Source organism: Pontibacter harenae (assembly GCF_020907245.1).
Lineage (GTDB): Bacteria > Bacteroidota > Bacteroidia > Cytophagales > Hymenobacteraceae > Pontibacter > Pontibacter harenae.
Window position 1 is genome coordinate 1 of record NZ_JAJJWH010000050.1, and the last position, 21,669, is coordinate 21,669.

A 21,669-nucleotide genomic window follows, 5' to 3' on the forward strand; every position below is an offset into this window, starting at 1 on the left:
CTACGAAAGTTATGAAACAAGATAAGGCTGCAAGCTCGCACCAGCGTCAAAATCAGCATATGAAGTTCTGTGGCGGATTCTAATCGTCACTACAAGATTAGCTCTAAAAGGGAGACTATTCTTAACTGGCAGTTTAGCCATTCAACAATCAGCAACTAATAATTCAGCAAACAAACCATATGAACAATCATACTTTTATATCCCTGCAATCAGCTGACGGTACTGACATGGAAGCTTATGTAGCCATGCCTGAAGCAGAAGGTTCTTATCCTGGCATACTGCTGCTGCAAGAGGCCTTTGGCGTGAATAATCACATTCGTGATGTGGCGGAGCGTATTGCACGGGAAGGTTATGTTGTCATCGCACCTGACCTTTTTCATCGCACGGCCAAACGCATTGAACTACCTTATGATGATTTTGCCGCTGCTATGCCGCATTACCAGGCTATCATCAAAGAAGGGCTTTCGGCAGACCTGCAGGCTTCTTACGACTGGCTGCAACAACAACCAAACGTGGTGCATGAGAAAGTAGGCAGCATCGGGTTTTGCCTCGGCGGCAGAGTATCTTTTCTAGCCAATGCCGTACTGCCGCTGTCGGCTGCAGTTTCTTATTATGGCGGCGGCATTCCGTCGTTGCTCGACGAGGCAACAAACCTGCATGCAACGCATCTATTCTTTTGGGGCGGGCAGGACAAGCATATTCCGCAGGAGCAAATTACTTCTATCATTAGTGCGGTAAGAGCGGCTGGCAAACAGTACATCAATGTAGAAATCTCGTACGCAGACCACGGCTTCCACTGCGATGAAAGAGGCAGCTACAGCCCCGATGCCGCCAAAGAAGCCTGGGCCATGACATTGGCATTTTTCCAGAACAAACTGAGGTAATTTAACAGTCCCATAATAGTTGTCATAGTTTTTTTTACTTATCTTACTTTTAAAATAAACCTTAAACGGCTACATGTTACAGAAACAATCCCTGACACTACTGCTTTGCCTGTGCTTCAGTTTTGTCACCTTTGCACAAACAACCACTACGGTTACTAATCAGCTTAAAGAAGCCAAACCTGAGAAGGTTGGCATGAGCAGTGAACGCTTGCAAAACATTGATAAAGTAATGCAGGAGTATGTGAGCAAGGGCTATGTGCCAGGCGCTATCGGTTTCGTTGCCCGCAACGGGAAAGTGGTATACTATAAAGCTGTCGGCTATGAGGATGTGGAAGCAAAAGAAAAGCTACAGCGCGACGATATTTTCAGAATTGCCTCGCAGACCAAAGCCATTACCAGTGTGGGCGTAATGATGCTATACGAGGAAGGAAAACTAAAACTTGATGACCCGATTTCGAAGTTCATCCCCAGCTTTAAAAACCCGCAGGTGCTGGATAAGTTTAACCCTGCGGATACCACCTATACTACCAAGCCAGCCAAGCGTGAAGTTATCATCAAAGACCTGCTGACGCATACTTCTGGCATTGGCTATGCCATGATTGGCAGCCCTGAGATTGTAGCCATCTACGCCAAAAACAACGTCCCGAGTGGCATTGGCACGCCGATGGGCAGCTTAGAAAAACCGATTACCGCACTAGGCAAACTGCCGCTGGTGCACCAGCCAGGCGAGCGTTTTACCTATGGCTTGAACACCGATGTATTGGGTTATTTAGTTGAGGTTGTTTCAGGGCAGCCACTGGATCAGTTTTTCAGAAACCGCATTTTTGAACCACTAGAAATGAATGATACCTGGTTCTATTTGCCTGTAGAAAAGCAGAATCGGTTGGTGAAGCTTTATACCGAAGGACAGAACAAGCAAATGATGGCCATGCCTTCTCGTGCTGGATTAACGCCAGACTATCCTAATACAAAGGGTACTTATTTTTCTGGCGGAGCTGGTTTATCGTCTACCGTATACGATTATGCTGTTTTCCTGCAGATGCTCTTAAACGGCGGTGAATACAACGGCCATCGCATTCTAAAACCAAGTACCGTCCGCTTGATGACCACCAACCAGACGGGGGAGGTAAACCAGGGCGATAATAAATTCGGATTGGGCTTTTCTGTTACCACCCAGCGAGGCGCAGCCAAGTCGCCTGAATCAGTCGGTTCTTTTGGCTGGGGTGGCATTTTTGGCACCAATTATTGGGTTGATCCTAAAGAAGGAATCGTAGGGATTATCTACACACAGAAGTACCCGAACAGCAACGGCAACCTTGATAGTAAATTCCGACGACTGGTTTACGAAGCGATAACAGACGCTGAAAGTAAAAAGTAGCTGTTCTGTTATAGTTAAAGGTTGATGGTTATTTGTATGAAACCGACTTCTATGTATAGTGCTGATAACTGTATGTTTACGCTTTCCTGGTAGTTAGCAGTAAGCAAACCTAATATTCCCTTATTTCATAAAATGAAGACAGAGAAAGAAAAATGCTCGCTGGTGAATTATACAACCCGCTCGACAAAGAAATTACCAACGAAAGGGAAAAAACTCGGTTACTGATAAAAGCCTTAAACGAAAGTCGCGAAGATGAGCCTGAAGAACGCCGTAAAATTTTAAAAGATTTGATTCCACTAGCCGATGAAAGTTTATGGCTGCAGCCGCCTTTTTACTGCGATTATGGCTACAACATAAAAACTGGTGAAAAGGTGTTCTTCAACTTTAACTGTGTAGTGCTGGATGTAACCTCCGTAACTATTGGCAGTCGTACCTTATTCGGACCGAATGTACAGCTTTACACTGCTACACACCCTATGGATCCTGTAGATCGTGCTTCTGGAGTAGAATATGCTAAACCCATTACCATTGGTGAAGACGTCTGGGTTGGTGGTAGCGCGGTAATTTGTCCTGGCGTAACGATAGGTGACAGAACAGTAATCGGTGCAGGCAGTGTCGTGACGAAAGACATTCCAGCAGATGTTTTTGCAGCAGGAAACCCTTGTAGAGTAGTTAGGAGTTTAGGAAATCAACAATGAGATAGTAAGTGATAAAAAATGCCTTCTGCTAACCACACCTAAACATAAGCTACGCCTCTGTTTAGCCAAGACCGTTAAGCAAAATAACAAAGTATAGAAGAAGGTAAACCAAAGCAATAATCAATAGCCACTAAGACTAAATTTAGAATCATCAGTTAACAGCACATTCAACTTCAACACAGTAATGATGACAATAGGAATCAGGAAAATATGGTATAGTGTTAACAAGGTATTAACCAGTATAAATGCAATACTTTTAGCAGTTCTTACTGGTAATGTTACCAACCCAAAAGAAATTGGAGATGCACAAATCCCTCTTACTGCAAACATTCTTCTACTAGTATTCCTAAGCGTTGGATTAGCAGCCGCCATTTATAAAATATGGATGTAATCTTTTGATGGGCTGAAAGAAATCATTGGAAATTTTTAAGACGAAATCTTTGAACAGAGCAGCTTAGGGTGGTATTACCATGCCTTTCTCTAGTCATTTTGATTATTGGACATTTGAACAAAGATAGGGTAAAGAAACTCTTTGCCTAACCCAACACATGAGCAAAGCTTCGGATGCACAAATCCGTTAAAGGTCATTGGCATGTATGACAGCTCTAGTCGCCTCTGCAAGGCATATGTTGGGCTAGAATATACTCCGCAGCCATACTTCCTTGTACTATTACAGGGCTATGGCACTTGCTTCTCCAAGTCAATATCAAATCACAGCCTCTTCCACATTCCAACTAAAAGCCTTTAATCCCTGCTCTCTTGCATCCTCGTTTATTTTGTTTAGTCGTATAATCAGCTCTTTTGCCTTATCTTCAGGAGCAACAGAAAAGATAGCATTATTTAGCGCAGGCCAGGTGTGTGTGCCCATGCGAGGTTCTCCATCGTTAGAGCCACGGCCCTGCAGGTCGTTAAATTTTGAAAAGCCCCTCACTCCTAACTCATCTAAGAGTTCCACTATCTCTTCTGACAACGCTTGGTTGAATATGATCATGATTCCTTTCATCTGTTTCAAATTAGAAATTATGGATTAGAAGTAGAGGCTTCTTCGCCATCTACTCTTAGTACGCTTGCGAGAGTATTCCTCTTTAAGTACTCTGGCGGCACCACTGTTGCACTTCCAAATTAAACTATCGCAAAGTATAAATCACCCTGACAGAAGGCTTACTTTATGCTTCCGCTTACGATGGAAGATAGCGTACATAACAGGCACAAACACCAGCGTAACCAGCGTAGAAAACGTTAGTCCACCTAACACGGCAATAGCCATTGGCTTCCAGGTTTCGGAACCCTCTCCCTTACTAATAGCCAGCGGGAACATAGCCAGCAGCGTTGTCAGGGTAGTCATCAAAACAGGGCGTAACCTCGATGCGCCTGACTCTACAATAGAATCAAAAAGTGTTAGGCCTCTGCCCCGCAGCAGCTGTATATAATCTACCAGCACAATGGCGTTTTTCACCACAATACCTACTAGTATAATGCCTCCTATAAAAGCTATGACACTTAGCCTGGTATTGGTTGCCACCAAGGCTAGCATGACACCTGTAAAGGCAAAAGGCAGCGAGAACATGATGATGAAAGGATCTTTCAGCGACTCAAACTGGGCAGCCATAACAATGTAAACAAGCAAAATGCTTAACCCCAGCAGAAGGAAAAGATCGCCGAACGACTCCCGCTGTTCTTCAATATCACCACCGTACTCAATATCGACCCCAGGCGGCACGTCCAGCTCATTCGCTATAAATTCGTCTATCTGGTCTGTCACCTCATTTAAAGGAGTATCCAGCAGGTCAGCCGTCACTTGCACCGATCTTTCTCTGCCTGTTCGCTCAATGTTCGGCGGCGTGTAAATTTCCCGTACATCACCCAATGAGCCCAGCTCCACCAGGTTACCATCGGGGGTAGGTACGGTTATCCTTCGGATGTCTTCAATGCTTTGCCGAAAAGACTTGCCATACTGCACCACAATGTCAAACTCATCGCCACCCTCACGGAACTCGGTAGCGGTCTGGCCAGCCAAAATGTTTCTGACGATTTGCCCAACAGTGCCTGAATTCAGCCCCAACTGCGCTAGCCTGCTACGGTCCAGGTCTATCTGTAGTGCTGGCTGAGGGTCGCCTATGTTTACATCGGCATTTCTGACACCGTTTATCTCTTCCAGTTTTGCCACGATACTTTCAGCAATGCCTGTGATTTGATCCAGGTCATTACCGATGACATCTATAGCTACAGGAGAGCCTGCGCTGGGGCCACCTTGTGTGCTGACGGAAAAAGTAACCGCCTCTGGTATATCTCGCAACCTCTCACGCACCACTTCCGCAATCTCAAAAACACTTCTTTCCCGTTCGCTTACAGGCACCAAGGAGGCAGTTATATCAATCACGTTTGGGTTGGTGCTTCCGCCACCTGATAATCCGCCACCGCCTCCACCTTGCGCATTCGAACCGACTCCTGACGAAATAATCTCTAGCTCTGGCACTTCCTGCTCAAAGATCCGCTCTATTTTTCGGACAGTCGGAATCGCACTTTGCGTACTTCTGCCTGTCGGCAATTCAATACTGATCATCATGCGGGCATTATCTGCCTGAGGCATAAACTCGGTGCCAATGCCAGGTATTAGCAGCAAAGAACCCACAAATAGCACAACCGACACCGCCACCACAACCAGTTTATGGTGTAAAGCCCAGCCGAGTAAGCGTTTGTACCAGTTATCTAAACCTGTCAGGGCTTTCTCTACCCCTTGGTCCATGCGCTGCCCGAAGCCTTTCTTTTGCTTCTCATTCTCTTTTTGCTTCAGCAACTGCGACGACATCATGGGTATAAGCGTAAGGGCTGCCAGCGTAGAAACCACTATCGTGACCACCACAATAGCACCTAACTGGCCAAACCAGATGCCCGTCATACCTGTCAGAAAAGTAAGTGGTAAAAAAACCGCCACCACTGTAAGGGTAGTCGCGACAACAGCCACGCCTACTTCGTTTGTACCGTAAAGCGCTGCCTCTCTTGGTTTGGTGCCTCTTTCTATGTAAGTAGATATGTTCTCGAGCACCACAATGGCGTCGTCTACCACCATACCTAAAGCAATAGACAAAGAGGACAAGGAAATCAGGTTTAAGGTGTTGCCTGTCAAAGAAAGGTAAATAAAGGCTGCAATAAGCGAGAAAGGTATGGTAAGTGCCACAATAAAAGTTGCCCGCCACCTTCTCAGGAAAATGAATACTACCAGCACCACAAACACGACAGCATAAATAAGCACCTCCGAAAGGTTATTAACCGAGTTAACGATGTAACGAGAAGTATCTACGACAGTCTGAATCTGCACATCGGGCGGAAGGGCACGGGAAAGTTCAGGAATTTGGGCCAATACCTCTCTTGCTACAGCTACGGTGTTGGCGCTGTTTTGCTTTTGCACCGTAATCATAATGGCCTTGCCACCGTTCACAATCGCCAATCGGTTCGACTCATCTATGGTATCACGCACCTCTGCAATATCGCCTATCGTCACGATGCCACCTTGCGGCGTGTTCTTTACCACAATCTGCTCAATCTCTTCAACAGAGCTAAATTCGGTATCGATGCGGACGTTATACTGCTGGGTTCCTACTGTTATATCTCCAGCTGGAATGATAACGTTTTCGTTGCTGAGCACCTGCGAAACCTGGCTAATGTTAACACCATAGGCACGCATACTTTGCGGATCTATGTTGATCTGTATTTGCCGCACAGGGCCACCCTCAATGTTTACAGCTCCAACGCCTGCAATCCTGTTCAGCGGTGTTACCAACTGGTTCTCTAAAGTCTGCCTCAGGTTAGGATAGCTTTCATCGGCTGTGGCAGCCAAGGTAACTACGGGTATACTGCTGGCATTAAAACGATAGATAACAGGGTCGTCTACATCATCGGGCAACAATGGCTGCACTCTGCTGAGCACATCACGGATGTTATTCGATGCCTCGTCGAGATTCGAGTTCCAGTCAAACTCAAGCGTGATGATAGACAGGTTATCAACGGAAGTGGATGTTATTTCTTCCAGGTCGTTGAGAGTGCTGAATTGATCCTCCATCTGTCTGGTAACATTTTGCTCCACCTCCAGGGCACCAGCACCTTGGTAGGTTGTGGCCACCGTAATTACAGGCGGATCAATCTCAGGGAAAAGGTCGATGGGTAAATTTAAAGTAGAGTAAATCCCGAAGACCATCAAAGCCATAAAGACCATGGTGGTGGCAACAGGTCGGAAAATCGCGGTCTTAAATATGTTCATAATCCTTACTGTTCAGCTACCTGCATGGAGTCATTTACGGCTCTTACCAGCGAGCCTTCGTTCAACTTGGCCATGCCTTCCGTTACAATAGCCTGTCCTGCCTCTAGCCCAGATTCCACTCTTATCAGGTCCTGGTATCTGTTCCCCTTCTGCACAGGAACCCGTGTAACCCGATCACCCTCCTTCACAAAAACATATTGGTTAGAGGTGCCAGGTTGGTTTACCACAGCCGCGGCAGGAATATAAATACCCTCTATCTCTCCAAGATTAAGATTAACTCTGGCAAACATGCCTGGGCGAAGCTGCCTTTCGCTGTTCTCAATTCTGAACTCTGTTTGGAAAGAACGACTGCCTCTTTCTATGGTAGGAGACTTCCGATACACGGTGGCTGTAAACTCCCTGTCTGGATAAACATCTGTTCGAACGGTCGCTTTCATGCCCTCATTTATCCTGCTAAAGTAGCTTTCTGCAACACTGATAGTTACTTTCACTGGTTCGAGCTGCATCATGGTAAGTATAGCAGGCGCATCGGCAGAGGGAGAAAATACTTCGCCAGCGGTAAAATGCTTTGCCGTTATCACGCCGCTGAAGTTAGCGGTGAGACGGGTGTTTTGAGCCAGGTTGTTGTAGTTGCTCAAGGCATTTTGATACTCGCTTTGTGCCTGTTCAAACTGCTGCCCCGAAACCGAGCCTATTCTGTACAAGGTATCCAAACGCTCTACCTGCCGCTTGGCCAGGTTCAGTTGCGTCTGTGCCTGGTTCAGCTGTGTCGAGTTCATGGTAGCCAACAGTTGGCCCTTGTTTACCCTATCTCCTTCCTCCACCAGTATCCTGTCTATCCGTACACCAGTTGGGCCTGTTATAAAAGCCTGCTCCCAAGCCTCTATGTTACCTGAATAGCTAACCTGTTGTGGCAGCGTTTGTGCCGCTACAACCTGGGTTTCTACGGCTATGGCCTCCTCTGCTGCTGCCTGCGTTTGTTTCTCCTCCTGCTCTTCTCCGCCACAGGAAGTAAGTGCTACACTACAGTAAAGTAAAAGGCATAAGAATGGCGTTAACTTCTTCATGTTTATTTTCTGAAACTTAATTATTGCTTTTATTGCCTGTTAGTTGTTCAAAATCGGCAAGGGCATTCAAATATTCATACACTACCTGTAGGTAGCCTAATCGAGCTTGGGTAAGTGCCAGTTCTGCGTCGTTTGCTTCTATAAGTGTTCCGTAGCCGCTTCTGTAGCTTATCTGCGCTATTTCAAATCCTTTTTGTGCCTGGGCAATATTGCGCCTCTGGGCTTCCATGGCTGCTCTTGTGCGCTGTATTCTGTTTAGCGCGTTGCGAGCCTGTACGTTCAGCGACCTTACCAGGTATTCCCGTTGAATTTCTGTCTGCTTCAGATCGATTCTGGCCTGCTCTACAGAGCGCATGCGTGTTAGCCCCTGGAAAACAGGTATATTTAGCTGCAACCCCACCGACGAGGTGTTAACCCAGAAGTAGTCGCTGAAACGGAAGTTGTTTGACTGGGATTGGGTGCCATAGTTGGCAAAGGCAGCAATAGTAGGAAAATAACTTGCCTGCTGCACCTGAATTTGCTCCTGCTGATATACGGCCTGTGCCCCTAACTGCAACAGGTTAGGGTTATTTTCGACAGTATACTGCGCCAGCAATTCTGTGCCCGTGCTTTCCATAAGCTGTTGCAGGCTTTGGGCCAGTACCACTGGCAATTCGTCTGGTATATTCGCCAACAATTTAAGGTTGCTGATGGCTGCTTCATAATCGTTTTCGCCCTGCAGAAGGTCGGGCCTAAGGTTTTCTACCTGCACCTCCGCCCGAATCACATCATATTGCGGCACAAGTTGCTGTGCAAACTGGTTCTGTGTATTGGTAAAATTCTGCTGGGCATTTTCAAGGCTCCTCCCAAGCACCTCCAACGATTCTTTAGCCAGCAGCGCATCGTAATAGGCCTTTCTTACCTGCGTAGCTATTTCGTTCTTACTAATGTCCTGGCCTCTTTCACTTATGTTGATTGCTGTTCTGGCTGCCTTGGCACTGGTTATAAGTTGCCTGTTGTACAATGGCAGGGTAGCCTGTGCCGCTAGCTGATAAGAGTTGTCGAAACCAGCCTCTATTACGGTGCCTTCATCAGGGCCAGTGCCACCTCCCCCTGCTCCTGGAAAGTTAGAGTCTGCGGGCAAAAAGAAAACTGGCCGCTTTAAGTTTCGGGCATACTGCCCGTCTACGCTTACTTGCGGCAAGAAATTTCCCTTCACGGCTTTTAGCTGACTCTGCGCACGCTGCACCTCAAGTGCAGACACAAGCACATCAGGGTTTCCTTCCATCGCGCTTTTTAAGGCCACTTCTAAGGTAAGCTCCAAATTGTCAATAGCCTGGGCTTTAGCCGTGTTGGCAGGAAACAGAAAACCAGCAAATAGTACCATGGCCAGAGCAGTCAATGTCACATGTTTGTTTTCAGGATGAGAACAGATGTGCTTATACCTTCTTAAGAAGTTCGCATATCTCACTGTATTCATGCTCTTCATGTATTAATTTTTTCATCCAATGTTTAAATATTCTAAACCTCTCCAGCCACTGCTGCCACACAAAAAGATATTATCATGCTCCTTATAAAGAGCTTTTCACAAGCTTTACTTGATTTTATATCTTATCCGACCAACGATCTATAACTTCTTTCATAGCCTCCTCCACCTCTTGATAAAAAGCGCGCATATTCAGCAACTTCTGATTAAAATCAGGGTAATCTGAGGACCTTGTGTGCGCCACCTCCTTCAGTACGATGCTAAACTGCAGCAGATCATCCATGTTTTTCTCGAACACTTTAAGCCATGATGTAGCTTTCACTTGAAAATAGCGTCTCTTTTCGCCAGGAAATGTAAAGTAGTCTATAAGCCCTTCTTGCAACAACAGGTTTATGGAGGTGTTGACAGCACTTTTACTTGAGTGAAGGAGTTCTTTTATGTCTTCGGAAGACTGAAAAGGTGGTTCGGAAACCAGTAAGAGCGCAATGATCCTGGACGAGAGTGGCGGGTAGCGTAGCCTTTCGAAAAAGATACCTATCTTTTCAACCTGTATGGCTTGGCTGGCATGTAGCGTCATGAGCAAAAATATTTTGTTCATTCCTTCTACTGCTAACACAGGTCGCTGGTTCACTAAAAACTGAACTAACTATACTTTTTAACTTGTAGACAACAGGTAGGTGGTGATTAGGCAAAAAGCTGTGCAAGTTCACTTAAAGCTTTCGTGAATGCTCCCTAACTCCGCTAACTCCTACTAGTGTAGCGATACCTCTAGCACTCTTTTGAGAAGCATTAACTGCACTACTTTGCCAGAAACAAAAAAGTACGGGCTGTAAGCCCGTACTGAGAAAAATAATATCACAATAAAAGGAGAGCTTATACCTATAACTATTTACCATCTTCCATATCAGTATAACAAATAAGGTTTTCTATTCCAGCTTCAGAGCAATAAGCTTTTGCCAAGTGCACCAATGACGATTTTTTGTCTGAGCGTTCAGCGAGTTCAAAATCGTCTTGATTCTTTTGCTTACTTTTCTCATCAAGGAGAAAAGTAAGGCCCCGCCGGCGAGGCGAAAAGCCAGCAGGGAGTAGTGTACTTCACGAGTTGCAGAGGGACCTATAAGTCTGTAGAATTGTTTAGAGCAATGGAAGCTCCTTTATACGATTTGAATATTACATTACCTCCTGTATATGCTTCACAATTTTCACGGCATGCTCGCGTGAGTTTTCGATAAACCAAACGTGTGTGTCCATGCCACCACAAACTACGCCAGCCAGGTATACGCGAGGCAGATTTGTTTCCATGCTTTCGGGGTTGTAGGTGGGGTGTTTTTTTATGTCGTTGGAAAATTCTATACCTATTTTCTGCAGCAGACTGAAATTTGGTTGGTAGCCTGTCATGGCCATCACATAGTCGTTTTCTATGGTGATCTGGCCTTCTGGTGTCAGAATATCTACCTCCCGCTCCCGTATCTCCACCAACCGCGACTCGAAATGAGCTGTGATAGAACCTTCGGCTATGCGGTTTTCAAGATCAGGTTTAGACCAATACTTGATACGGCCTAAAGCAGGCTCCCGCACCACCATCCTCACTTCTGCCCCTTTGCGCCAGGTTTCGAGGGCCACATCTGCCGACGAGTTGTTTGCCCCGATTACCAGCACCTTTTGCTTGTAGTAGAAATGAGGGTCGTAATAATAATGCCGCACCTTCGGTAGTTCCTCCCCCTTCACGCCTAGAAGGTTCGGAATATCGTAGAAACCTGTGGCTATGATAACGTGCTTTGTTTTGTACTGGCCTTTGCTGGTGCTGATGCGATATACTTCTTCGCCAGCATCTTCCACGGCTGTTACCTCCTCAAACAGCTTAATGTTCAAATCTCCTGCATCGGAAACGCGACGATAGTACTCCAACGCCTCCACACGGTTTGGTTTGGCATGTATAGACGGAAAAGGATAGCCACCAATCTCGAGCTTATCTGAAGTTGAAAAAAACGTCATGTGCAGCGGATAGTTAAACAGGGAATTTACCAGGCAGCCCTTCTCCAGAATCTGGTAACTCAAACCAGCCCTTTTTGCTTCCAGGCCACAAGCCAGACCTATCGGTCCGCCACCCACTATCACTACATCCAATATATCGCTCACGCTACTCAGTTTTATACCTTAAACAAAAACAGACAGTGTAGGCATACGTTATCCTGCACTGTCTGTCTAAAATTACACATCACATTTGTATATACAAAAGAGAAAAACTTCAGCTAAATATAAACCTAAAAGTTATCTTTATCCGATTTTCACTGATGTCATGGAGATAGCGCCTAACTGCACCTCATCGTTTATGAACTGCACAGGCTCCTGTTCCTCTTTCATGCCCAATGTATAAAGCAGAGGCAGATAATGCTCTGGTGTAGGTATAGCCAATGCGGCTCCTCTGCCCAGCGAAGTATAGTTCTGCAATGGCTTATGGTCGTTCTGCAGAATCAGGCTCTTTACCCTTTCATTTGTCTCAGCAGCCCAATCTTGGCTGGCTTTGGGGTTGCGCCAGTCCAGCATGCGCAGGTTGTGCACAATGTTACCGCTGCCTACAATCAACACGCCTTTTTGCCGTAGCGCCGCCAGCTCTTTTGCCAGTTCATAATGCCATGCAGCGGGTTTAGTATAATCTAGGCTCAGCTGCACCATCGGTATATCTGCTTTAGGGTACATGTGTTTTACAACCGTCCAGGCACCGTGGTCGAAGCCCCACTCGTGGTCTAACTGCAACTCGGTTTTCTGTACCAACTTTTTAGTTTCTTCCGCTAGTTCTACGCTTCCTGAAGCAGTGTACTGCACATCGAACAGCGCCTGCGGGAAACCATAGAAATCGTGGATGGTGCGAGGGTTGTCCATGGCCGTTATAAAAGTGCCTTTCGTCTCCCAGTGTGCCGATATGCATAATATGGCTGTGTGCGTGGGCACCTGCTCTCCTATTTTGCGCAGGTTTTTAGTGATTTCACTTTCTTCCAGTGCAATCATCGGGCTGCCGTGGCCAATAAAGTAAGCGGGCATCTTCTGAGACTGCGTTGCTAATCTATCGGTGTATTTCTTTAGGTTTTGTAGAGCGGACAAGATAGTTACAAATTAAGAATTATTAATTACGAATGGGAGCAGGATTCACCTGTAGCACGAGCCATACCTAGAGGAAAGGACTTTTAAATGTAGCAAATTCGTTAACTTAAACGGGCATGTCATTTCGACCATCGGGAGAAATCTGAATTTCCAGAACTATACCGTCCTAAGTCAAATCTCTCCTTCGTCGATATGACAAGACAATCCTTAAAGTTGACGGCACTGAACCCTAACCCCTCTTTTTGCAGTAACTGATTCCCCTCCTCGGAGGGGTTAGGGGTAGGTACACAATGCACGCAAACCAACACCAAAACAGACTGGCCTAATACCCAATGGTAAAGCGCTGGCGGATGAACTGAGGATCTTCCAGTTCATCAATGGCGGCTACGGCATAGTCTTCGTAGGAAATGTTGCTGTTACCTTCCGCGTCCATCACAGGGTTGTCGGTGCCGAGGCGGAAGTTGCCTGTGCGCTCACCTGGGCCTATTATAAAAGCTGGGCTGAAAAATGTCCATTCCACCTCGTTTTCCTGCTTGTACACTTCCAGAGCATCGCGAAGTGCTGAAGCTCCTTCCCGCCATTCTTTCGGGAAATCAGGAGTGTCTACGGCCTGCACTCCATCTGCTACATATAAGCTACCTGCACCGCCCACACATAACACACGTTGTACACCAGCCTTTTTTGCGGCTGCCAACACAGCCTCGGCTACTCTTGTGTAGGACTGATGATCTGTACCTGGACCAAAGCCTGTATTATAAGCAACTACCAAGGCATCATGACCTTTTATCTTCACGGCAATGTCGTCTTCATACAGCGCATTTCCCTCTGTTGCTACAAAGTTTTCGTTATTGATGGTCAATTTTTCAGGATGGCGAACAACGGCTGTAACGTAATGGCCTCTTCTTAACGCTTCACTTGTGATGCGGCTTCCGATGTTTCCGCTGGCGCCAATAATAGCAATTTTCATGTTTTATCTTTTTGGTTTTACTATATCTTACTTCGTTTCAGACGCTTTGTTCTACAAATACAAAATTACATGTACGTACATATTTTAACTAAAAAATTCAGCCTTTCTTTTGGTCGAAGTATTAACAAACCCGCTACTAACGATTAAGAATAGGTATTACTGCTGAAAATACGCTTTACCTTATCCCAAAGGCTTGGCCCTTCGTTTGATATATTGTTGCCCAACAGGTATCCTATGGGTCGCAAAGATGCCGTTTTATCAGAAATGATTTTAAAGATGGCCAGCAAGGGTACAAACAAAATCATACCTGTAGTTCCCCAAACTTGGCCTCCTATAATAACGGCTACAATCACAGCGAGCGGACTAAGCTGAATTTCGGAACCTACAATAATGGGCTCCAGCACATAACTCTCTATAAGTTGCACAATCAGTACGATAATGCCAAAGAGCAGTACAGTATTAAAGTCGTTCTGGAACACAAGCATAATACAAATTGGCAGCACTCCGCTTATGAGTGGCCCCACATAGGGTACAATGGTAACAAGTGCACCGAAAATGGTCAGCAGCACGGCATAGGGGGTTCCGAAGGCCAAAAAGATAATAATGTACATCAGAGCCAGGGCCATCATCACTTTCAGACGCCCCCACAGGTAATGGTAAGCGACTTCACTTATTTCATGAAGCGTTCGATTTGTTTTTTCCTCATGCTCCTTTGGCACGTACATCAGCACAACCTCAGCAAATTTGTCTCTGTTAAGGAGGAGTAAAAAAACATAAATGACTACCAACAAGAATTTAAGTGACGAGAATGCTAAACTGCCAGCAAAATTTGCCAAGTTTTCTTGTACAGCCTCTAAAATTTCATCAGACCACTCCTGCAACATCAGCCTCTGCTCTTCAGGAGATACGCCTGAAATACTGTAAATATAGTTCTGAACTTTCTGCAGCAGCTCAAGAGAAGCCTCTTGCATGGCAGGCAGATCATCCACAAACTCCGCTAACTGATACGACAGAAGCACAGCCACGCCACACACTCCAACAAAAACGAAAAAAGTACTTAGCAGTGAAGAAATGGCTCTTCCTAAGCCGCGCTTTTCAAGCCAGTTGGAAAAGGGCGCCATGAGCATAGCCAAAAAGGCAGCAAAGGCAAAAGGTTCTAGAAAGCTGGCACCAAAGTACAGTCCAGCGAATACAGCAAATAAGGTAAGAAGTATAGCGTTTGTTTTCCTTAGTTTGCTGTAGTTCATGTTTTAGAGTGTCAAGGTTCTTGCTTTATCTAATCAATTTATGTCTACTTTAGATAATACGGTAAAAAGAACACTAAATCCTAAAACCTTCTCCGAAGGATGCCACAACTGCTTGTAGACCTCCTTTTTATTTGCATATGAGTACTACAAATCTCGTTTCATCACGAACATACCACGGTACTCCACTTTCATCAGCGGCTTATCAAGCAGGAAGGTCCCGCACTTCTGAAAGCCGTTGCGTTCATAAAACCGCACAGCATCATCGCTGCTGTCCATTGCTTTCAGCCACACCACCTGCTTCTCACGGTCTTTTGCAAATTGCACTGTAAAATCTATCGCTTTACTACCGATTCCCTTGCCCGATGCTTCTTGAATAATGTAGATACGCTCCAGTTCTAGTGCATCGGCAGCGGTATAGTTATCAAGGGCTTTATCGATATTCAGCTTCAGGAAGCCTACTGGTTTTTCTTCTAAGTTGATAAAAAAGAAGGCAGCATTAGAGTCTGCAAACTCCTGCTCCAGGGGATGTTGGGTAAAGCATTTCTTCACATAATCTGCACCATTGTCGTACCACAGGTGCGTGTAGTGCTGGTTGTAAGAATGTACGGCTACTTCTATCAGTTGTGGAATATCTGCGGATGTGCAGGGAGTGATGGTAATATCTTGCATTTACTTCTAAGCTGAATTTCAGCAAAGGTACAGAATGCTTCAGAAAATTGCTTTGCAGCCAGCAAGTCCCCCGCAGGAGTTGGTTACGCTGCGAGGTCTGCTCCCATTCATCCTGTACATCTTTTAATCCTGCAAATCCTGATTCGAACAATAAAAAAACCCTGCTGATTTACACCAGCAGGGTTTCCTGTTATACTTTCGCCAGCGGTTTAGGCTTGGCTCGTTTTCGGCTTACTATTGCTCCAACGTCTGTTGCCACCGCTGTTGCCGTTAGCACGTGGGGCACTGCTGTTTCCTCCGCTATTGCTTCTGGAAGAATTGTTCGGACGATTTCTGCCGCCTCCGCCACCGCGCTGCTTCTGCTGCTTTACTGTGCTGGCTGCCTCGGCAAAATCCTTGGCTGTCATTGGGTACGGGTGGTTATCAATTACAGGAACAGCTTTAGAAATCAGCTTCTGTATACCTACCAGGTAAGCCGTTTCTTCTGCATCGCAGAAAGAAAGCGCTACACCACTTGCTCCCGCTCGGCCAGTACGACCAATGCGGTGCACGTAAGATTCGGGCTCGTTTGGCAGTTCGTAGTTAATCACGTGCGAAAGGTCATCTATGTCTATGCCGCGTGCGGCAATGTCGGTAGCCACCAATACACGAGTTTCGCTGCTCTTAAAGTTGTTCAGGGCACGTACACGCGCATTCTGTGATTTGTTACCATGTATAGCTTCGGCCTGTACGCCTGCTTTCGTCATGTCTTTGGCTACTCGGTCAGCACCGTGTTTAGTGCGGGTAAACACCAACGCTCTGTCTATAGCACCATCTTTCAGCAAGTGAAGCAGCAGGTTTTTCTTGTCTGATTTCTTTACATAGTACACCGCCTGCTTAATAGTGTTGGCAGTAGACGAAACTGGTGTCACTTCTACTTTCGCAGGATCAACCAGTATGGTATCGGCCAGTTTCATGATTTCAGGAGCCATTGTAGCCGAGAAGAACAGCGACTGCTTTTTCTCTGGCAATACTTTCAGCACCTTCTTTACATCATGCACAAAACCCATATCCAACATACGGTCGGCCTCATCCAGCACAAACATCTGTATGTTGCTCAGGTTAATGTACTTCTGCGCCATCAGGTCGAGCAAACGGCCTGGTGTTGCCACCAAAATGTCTACGCCCGACTTCAAGATTTGAGTCTGCGAGTGCTGCGACACACCACCGAAAATAACAGTGTGCTTTAGGCTTGTGTGCTTGCCATAGGCAGCCAGGCTTTCGCCAATTTGAATAGCCAACTCACGTGTTGGCGTTAAAATAAGTGCTTTTATAGTTTTATTTCCTCTCTGAGGCTGCTGCTCGTGCAACAGTTGCAGAATCGGAATAGAGAAAGCTGCGGTTTTACCAGTACCTGTCTGGGCACAGCCTAAAATGTCTTTGCGCTGTAGAATATAAGGTATGGCCTGTGCCTGAATAGGCGTTGGGTTGGTATATCCTTCGTTTTGTAGTGCCGTTAAGATAGGCGCTATCAGGTTTAAATTCTCGAATGTCATTAATTGATTTTTCCTTTTAAGAAACTGATTCTGTATTGTTTTTAAGAGAATCAGCTTAGCGATGAAGGTCAGGTTCAGTTGTCTGAAAGCATGCTTTCGTTAGAACTTCTTGTCCGTCCATTCCTTCATCAACCTTTTAAATAGAACTATAGTTCTACATCGGACTAAAGAGGGGGTAATATACCTGTAAAGGTACGTGCAAATATAGTAGCTTCCTATATTTATTTAGGAGCCACCTTTGTACTCAGCTATAACAGGCGTGATGGTTAAACAGTTTCATTTGCAGCAGCAGTCGCCTTTGTAGAATACAGAGAATACTCCAGAACCCTGATCTCATTGCGGCTATGCAATGGGATTTGCATCATCTACTGTCAAGCACTAAGACTGCTTAGTGATTAGCTGCTTAATCCAGCACGCTTGAGGTTTAACCTATGGCATCATTCAAGCCAGGTAGCCTGCCGAAGCGGTGTAGTGTATTAATATGCGACTTTACCGCCTGCCCAAACGTCTCGTTTTCCATGTAAGGAATGTTGAACTCTTCGGCAGTGGCCTTCACAATATGTGAAATGGCTGGGTAATGCACGTGGCAAACACGCGGGAAAAGATGGTGCTCGATCTGATAATTTAAACCACCGACATACCAGTTTACAAACTTATTGTCTCGCGAAAAGTTAACAGTAGTATTCATTTGATGGATAGCCCAATCGTTCTCAATGTTGCCGTTTTCATCAGGACGAGGGTGCGTAGTACCCTCCACGGTGTGCGCCAACTGAAACACCACCGTTAATACAATACCCGCTACAAAGTGCATCAGCAAAAATCCTAACAACACCTCTAAAAAAGGAATACTAAAAAATAAAGTAGGCACAGCTAGTATCACAAAAAAATAGAGCAGCTTCATCGTAATCAGTTTTAACATCCAAAGCTGGTTTTCCTCTTTGGAGTTTGGATTAACGCCATTCTTGATAAACAGAAAATACTGGACAAAATCTTTCGCGATTACCCAATACAGCGTTAGTAAACCGTAGAAAACGAATGCATAAACCCACTGCAGTTGGTGGAAAAACTTTACTTTGGTATGAGGTGAGAAACGCAGCACCAGCCTGTCCTGAATATCTTCGTCCATATCCACCACATTGGTATAAGTATGGTGCAGAATGTTGTGCTGCAGTTTCCAGTTAAAAGCGGAGCCGCCCACCAAATTCAATGTATGGCCCATCCAGGTGTTTACCTTTGGGTTAGACGAATAGGCACCGTGATTGGCATCGTGCATTACACTCATACCTATACCTGCCACTCCCAAACCCATTATAAACCAAAGCGCCAGGCTTATACCCAAGCTTGGCTGCAAGCTCAGCAGAAGAATAAAAGGCGCGATGTAACAAAGTAAAAGCACTATGCTCTTAACCACCATCGTGGTATTGGCATTCTTAGAGATTTTGTTTTCCTCAAAATAAGCGTCAACTCGTTTGCGGAGCGTCGGGAAAAACAGGCTTTTGTCTTTGTTAACGAATTTTATCTTGCCTTGAAGCTTCATATAAGTTGATGATGAAAATGAACAAATAATTACTCACAAGAAGAGGCGCCATACATAACCCAGGAGTGAAATCATTAATAGATAATATAAGATCCAGGGACAACTATAAGTTCACTCCTCGCCCCCTTGGTACTGACTGGACCTAAAGTGTAAAATACTGAATTTTTTATAATTCGGCTATAAGGTCACGCCAAAACTCAGCAAATAATCTCGAAATATAAGGGAAAGATATGTTGCTTTGCTATGCGTGTACAAAAAAAATATACAGAACGGAAAAAGGCGGAAGAACAACTCCCACCCTTACTTATGGTTTGAATATACTTTCCAGCGTTGGTGCCCAATTTTACTTTATAGCGCTTCTCTCCGTTGAACAGTTCCTCCCTTTTCAGCACATCATGTATTTTTATGATAATCCAGAAGGTGGTGTATTTGCTGCCGTATTCTATCTTGAGTTGCCAACAGTCGGCAGAGGCAATACTTATTGCCTGTAATTCCACCCAAAACAAAAAAGGGCTGACCACAAATTGGCCAACCCTTTTTACATAATTTCTAAGTATAAACTACAAGTGAATTACTTCATCGTAGGCTGCTGCTGCTGCTTCCATCACAGCTTCGCTCATAGTTGGGTGCGGGTGCACAGACTTGATGATCTCGTGGCCAGTAGTTTCCAGTTTACGGGCTACTACCACTTCAGCAATCATTTCCGTTACGTTTGCACCAATCATGTGTGCGCCTAAGAACTCGCCGTACTTCGCATCGAAGATCACTTTCACGAAACCGTCCTTTACACCACCAGCGCTTGCCTTACCAGATGCTGAGAATGGGAACTTACCCACTTTAATGTCAAGACCTTGCTCACGGGCTGCTTTCTCAGTTAAACCAACCGAAGCGATTTCAGGAGTGCAGTACGTACAGCCAGGTATGTTGCTATAGTTTAATGGCTCAGGGTTATGGCCAGCAATTTTCTCTACGCAGATAATACCTTCCGCAGAAGCAACGTGCGCCAACGCAGGACCAGGAACGATGTCACCGATCGCATAGATGCCGTCTACGTTTGTTTTGTAGAAATCGTCTACTAACACACGGCCACGGTCTGTTTTGATGCCAAGTTCTTCTAAGCCCAGGTTCTCCAGGTTTGTCTGGATACCAACCGCAGAAAGCACTACTTCAGCCTCAAGGGTTTCTGTGCCTTTAGCAGTTTTCACGCTCACTTTGCAGATATCGCCTTTTGTATCAACAGACTCTACAGAAGAATCTGTCATAATTTTGATACCAGATTTTCTGAATGATTTAGAAAGCTGACGAGAAACTTCTTCGTCTTCTACAGGTACGATGTTAGGCAAGTATTCTACGATGGTTACTTTCGTACCCATTGCATTATAAAAATAGGCAAACTCCACACCAATGGCACCAGACCCAACAATCACCATGCTAGCTGGCTTTTTGTCAAGAGCCATCGCCTGGCGGTAACCAATAATTTTTTTACCGTCGATTGGCAGGTTAGGAAGCTCACGTGAACGCGCTCCAGTTGCCAAGATGATGTTGGTAGCCTCTACTGTGCTTTTCTTGCCATCAGCATCTGTTACCTCTACTTTGCCTTTGCCAGTAACTTTACCAGCACCCATAATCGTTTCGATCTTGTTCTTTCGGAACAGGAACTGAATACCTTTACTCATACCGTCAGCCACACCGCGGCTACGCTTCACTACCGCACCAAAATCAACAGAAGCATCGCCTACCGTAATGCCATAGTCTGCAGCATGGTTGATATATTCGAACACGCTTGCACTCTTTAAAAGAGCTTTTGTAGGTATACAACCCCAGTTCAAGCAAATTCCACCAAGCGACTCACGCTCAATCACACCTACTTTCATGCCCAGCTGCGACGCACGGATTGCCGCCACATAACCGCCTGGGCCACTACCAATAACTACTAAATCGTATTTTGATGCCATCGTATCATTTTTATAGTTGCTGGGCAAAAATAAGCGATTATCCCAACTTCACAAAACTACAGCCACATACATGAGCCTTAATTAGTACAATAGTAAGATTTTGATAGCACCATGAGGTATTTATAATTTAAATATTTAAAATTTTCTTTTATGATTCTGCCAATCTCCTGTACTTTACACCACCAAAGTTTAGATTGGCCAAATACATGAAAAAAATTTTACCGCTTATATGCCTTTTATTGCTCGCTTTGCCAACACTAGCGCAGCGTACCGCCAAAGATCTTTTTATCAGCGGAAACCAGAAATTTAAGGCTGGCAAATTCGCCGAAGCCATTCAGGACTATAACCTGGTACTAAGCGTTGAGCCTAAACATACTATCACACTCACAAACCGTGGTGTAGCCAAAGACCGCCTGCAAGACCACAAGGGAGCCATCGCAGATTTCAATAAAGTAATAGCCTTAGACCCTACTTACTTAGAGGCTTGGTTTAGCCGTGGCTTGGCCAAATATAACGCAAAGGATTACAGAGACGCCATCGCCGATTTTAATAAGACCATTGAGTTGGACCCGAAGCAGGCCCGCTCTTACAACAACAGAGGCCTCGCCCGCTATGCCATGAAAGATTTTCGTGGTGCCCTGAACGACTATAACAAAGCCGTAGAACTGAACCCCGATTATGCCGAGGCACTCTACAACCGTGGTGCCCCCAAGTATAACCTCGGCGACAAAGCCAGCGCCTGCTCCGACTGGACCAAGGCTAAGGCTATGGGTGTGAAAGAAGCAGATGCCTACCTTAAAAAGCACTGCACTACGTTAACGGCTGAGAAGTAAGCTAAAAAACAGACCGTTTTCCTACGCTCGCTTTAACTCAGGTTATCTGTTCTTTTTTTTCTACTCGCCAGCTC

General features: G+C 45.4%; 18 protein-coding genes. 5 read left to right on the plus strand and 13 right to left on the minus strand.

What is annotated here, in order from left to right; translation table 11 throughout:
• Positions 1 to 179 precede the first annotated feature (179 nt).
• From LN893_RS17745 to LN893_RS17760, 4 genes are all read left to right on the plus strand, one after another.
• On the plus strand, positions 180 to 884 hold the full coding sequence (locus tag LN893_RS17745) for a dienelactone hydrolase family protein (protein WP_229972436.1): 705 nt from the start codon (positions 180 to 182) through the stop codon (positions 882 to 884).
• Between the two features lie 73 nt (positions 885 to 957).
• Positions 958 to 2,262 carry a serine hydrolase domain-containing protein gene (locus tag LN893_RS17750; protein ID WP_229972438.1) on the plus strand — a complete coding sequence of 435 codons (1,305 nt, stop codon included), beginning with the start codon at positions 958 to 960 and terminating at the stop codon, positions 2,260 to 2,262.
• Between the two features lie 152 nt (positions 2,263 to 2,414).
• Complete coding sequence (locus LN893_RS17755) at positions 2,415 to 2,960, plus strand: sugar O-acetyltransferase (protein WP_229972441.1); 546 nt, start codon at positions 2,415 to 2,417, stop codon at positions 2,958 to 2,960.
• Positions 2,961 to 3,144: 184 nt separating this feature from the next.
• Positions 3,145 to 3,351 (plus strand): hypothetical protein, encoded by a 207-nt coding sequence (locus tag LN893_RS17760; RefSeq protein WP_229972443.1) that lies wholly within the window; start codon positions 3,145 to 3,147, stop codon positions 3,349 to 3,351.
• Positions 3,352 to 3,666: 315 nt separating this feature from the next.
• Here the strand turns inward: LN893_RS17760 and LN893_RS17765 are convergent, their stop codons facing one another.
• The 13 genes from LN893_RS17765 to lpdA form a co-directional block, all read right to left on the minus strand.
• Positions 3,667 to 3,963 carry a PG0541 family transporter-associated protein gene (locus tag LN893_RS17765; protein ID WP_229972445.1) on the minus strand — a complete coding sequence of 99 codons (297 nt, stop codon included), beginning with the start codon at positions 3,961 to 3,963 and terminating at the stop codon, positions 3,667 to 3,669.
• Positions 3,964 to 4,104: 141 nt separating this feature from the next.
• Positions 4,105 to 7,218, minus strand: coding sequence for an efflux RND transporter permease subunit (locus LN893_RS17770; RefSeq protein ID WP_229972447.1), 3,114 nt, complete (start codon positions 7,216 to 7,218; stop codon positions 4,105 to 4,107).
• 5 nt (positions 7,219 to 7,223) lie between these two features.
• Positions 7,224 to 8,285 (minus strand): efflux RND transporter periplasmic adaptor subunit, encoded by a 1,062-nt coding sequence (locus LN893_RS17775; RefSeq protein WP_229972449.1) that lies wholly within the window; start codon positions 8,283 to 8,285, stop codon positions 7,224 to 7,226.
• A 16-nt stretch (positions 8,286 to 8,301) separates the two neighbouring features.
• Entirely contained in the window at positions 8,302 to 9,672 is a 1,371-nt protein-coding gene (locus LN893_RS17780) for a TolC family protein (protein WP_229972452.1), read from the minus strand.
• 196 nt (positions 9,673 to 9,868) lie between these two features.
• Entirely contained in the window at positions 9,869 to 10,348 is a 480-nt protein-coding gene (locus LN893_RS17785; RefSeq protein ID WP_229972453.1) for a GbsR/MarR family transcriptional regulator, read from the minus strand.
• Between the two features lie 572 nt (positions 10,349 to 10,920).
• Entirely contained in the window at positions 10,921 to 11,889 is a 969-nt protein-coding gene (locus LN893_RS17790) for a YpdA family putative bacillithiol disulfide reductase (RefSeq protein WP_229972454.1), read from the minus strand.
• A 138-nt stretch (positions 11,890 to 12,027) separates the two neighbouring features.
• Entirely contained in the window at positions 12,028 to 12,852 is an 825-nt protein-coding gene (gene ygiD, locus LN893_RS17795) for a 4,5-DOPA-extradiol-dioxygenase (protein ID WP_229972455.1), read from the minus strand.
• A 322-nt stretch (positions 12,853 to 13,174) separates the two neighbouring features.
• Positions 13,175 to 13,819 (minus strand): NAD(P)-dependent oxidoreductase, encoded by a 645-nt coding sequence (locus LN893_RS17800; protein WP_229972456.1) that lies wholly within the window; start codon positions 13,817 to 13,819, stop codon positions 13,175 to 13,177.
• Positions 13,820 to 13,962: 143 nt separating this feature from the next.
• A complete protein-coding gene (locus LN893_RS17805) occupies positions 13,963 to 15,066 on the minus strand; it encodes an AI-2E family transporter (protein ID WP_229972457.1) in 1,104 nt (367 codons plus the stop codon).
• A gap of 144 nt (positions 15,067 to 15,210) precedes the next feature.
• Positions 15,211 to 15,735: a GNAT family N-acetyltransferase gene (locus LN893_RS17810; RefSeq protein ID WP_229972458.1), complete on the minus strand. Its 525-nt coding sequence runs from the start codon at positions 15,733 to 15,735 to the stop codon at positions 15,211 to 15,213.
• Positions 15,736 to 15,944: 209 nt separating this feature from the next.
• Entirely contained in the window at positions 15,945 to 17,270 is a 1,326-nt protein-coding gene (locus tag LN893_RS17815; RefSeq protein ID WP_229972460.1) for a DEAD/DEAH box helicase, read from the minus strand.
• Positions 17,271 to 17,694: 424 nt separating this feature from the next.
• Positions 17,695 to 18,807, minus strand: coding sequence for a fatty acid desaturase family protein (locus LN893_RS17820; protein ID WP_229972462.1), 1,113 nt, complete (start codon positions 18,805 to 18,807; stop codon positions 17,695 to 17,697).
• 560 nt (positions 18,808 to 19,367) lie between these two features.
• Positions 19,368 to 20,762, minus strand: a complete 1,395-nt coding sequence (gene lpdA, locus LN893_RS17825) for a dihydrolipoyl dehydrogenase (RefSeq protein ID WP_229972463.1) — start codon at positions 20,760 to 20,762, stop codon at positions 19,368 to 19,370.
• A gap of 206 nt (positions 20,763 to 20,968) precedes the next feature.
• Here lpdA and LN893_RS17830 point away from each other — a divergent pair, with 206 nt between their 5' ends.
• Positions 20,969 to 21,595, plus strand: coding sequence for a tetratricopeptide repeat protein (locus tag LN893_RS17830; RefSeq protein WP_229972465.1), 627 nt, complete (start codon positions 20,969 to 20,971; stop codon positions 21,593 to 21,595).
• Positions 21,596 to 21,669: the final 74 nt, after the last annotated feature.

What these genes read in the sequence shown, in the direction of transcription:
- LN893_RS17785 (WP_229972453.1), bottom strand. Translation starts at nt 10,348, where the DNA reads ATGAACAAAATATTTTTGCTCATGACGCTACATGCCAGCCAAGCCATA.
- LN893_RS17820 (WP_229972462.1), bottom strand. Translation starts at nt 18,807, where the DNA reads ATGAAGCTTCAAGGCAAGATAAAATTCGTTAACAAAGACAAAAGCCTG.
- LN893_RS17765 (WP_229972445.1), bottom strand. Translation starts at nt 3,963, where the DNA reads ATGAAAGGAATCATGATCATATTCAACCAAGCGTTGTCAGAAGAGATA.
- lpdA (WP_229972463.1), bottom strand. Translation starts at nt 20,762, where the DNA reads ATGGCATCAAAATACGATTTAGTAGTTATTGGTAGTGGCCCAGGCGGT.
- LN893_RS17755 (WP_229972441.1), top strand. Translation starts at nt 2,415, where the DNA reads ATGCTCGCTGGTGAATTATACAACCCGCTCGACAAAGAAATTACCAAC.
- LN893_RS17810 (WP_229972458.1), bottom strand. Translation starts at nt 15,735, where the DNA reads ATGCAAGATATTACCATCACTCCCTGCACATCCGCAGATATTCCACAA.
- LN893_RS17745 (WP_229972436.1), top strand. Translation starts at nt 180, where the DNA reads ATGAACAATCATACTTTTATATCCCTGCAATCAGCTGACGGTACTGAC.
- LN893_RS17805 (WP_229972457.1), bottom strand. Translation starts at nt 15,066, where the DNA reads ATGAACTACAGCAAACTAAGGAAAACAAACGCTATACTTCTTACCTTA.
- LN893_RS17760 (WP_229972443.1), top strand. Translation starts at nt 3,145, where the DNA reads ATGATGACAATAGGAATCAGGAAAATATGGTATAGTGTTAACAAGGTA.
- LN893_RS17800 (WP_229972456.1), bottom strand. Translation starts at nt 13,819, where the DNA reads ATGAAAATTGCTATTATTGGCGCCAGCGGAAACATCGGAAGCCGCATC.
- LN893_RS17775 (WP_229972449.1), bottom strand. Translation starts at nt 8,285, where the DNA reads ATGAAGAAGTTAACGCCATTCTTATGCCTTTTACTTTACTGTAGTGTA.
- LN893_RS17815 (WP_229972460.1), bottom strand. Translation starts at nt 17,270, where the DNA reads ATGACATTCGAGAATTTAAACCTGATAGCGCCTATCTTAACGGCACTA.
- LN893_RS17750 (WP_229972438.1), top strand. Translation starts at nt 958, where the DNA reads ATGTTACAGAAACAATCCCTGACACTACTGCTTTGCCTGTGCTTCAGT.
- LN893_RS17770 (WP_229972447.1), bottom strand. Translation starts at nt 7,218, where the DNA reads ATGAACATATTTAAGACCGCGATTTTCCGACCTGTTGCCACCACCATG.
- LN893_RS17830 (WP_229972465.1), top strand. Translation starts at nt 20,969, where the DNA reads ATGAAAAAAATTTTACCGCTTATATGCCTTTTATTGCTCGCTTTGCCA.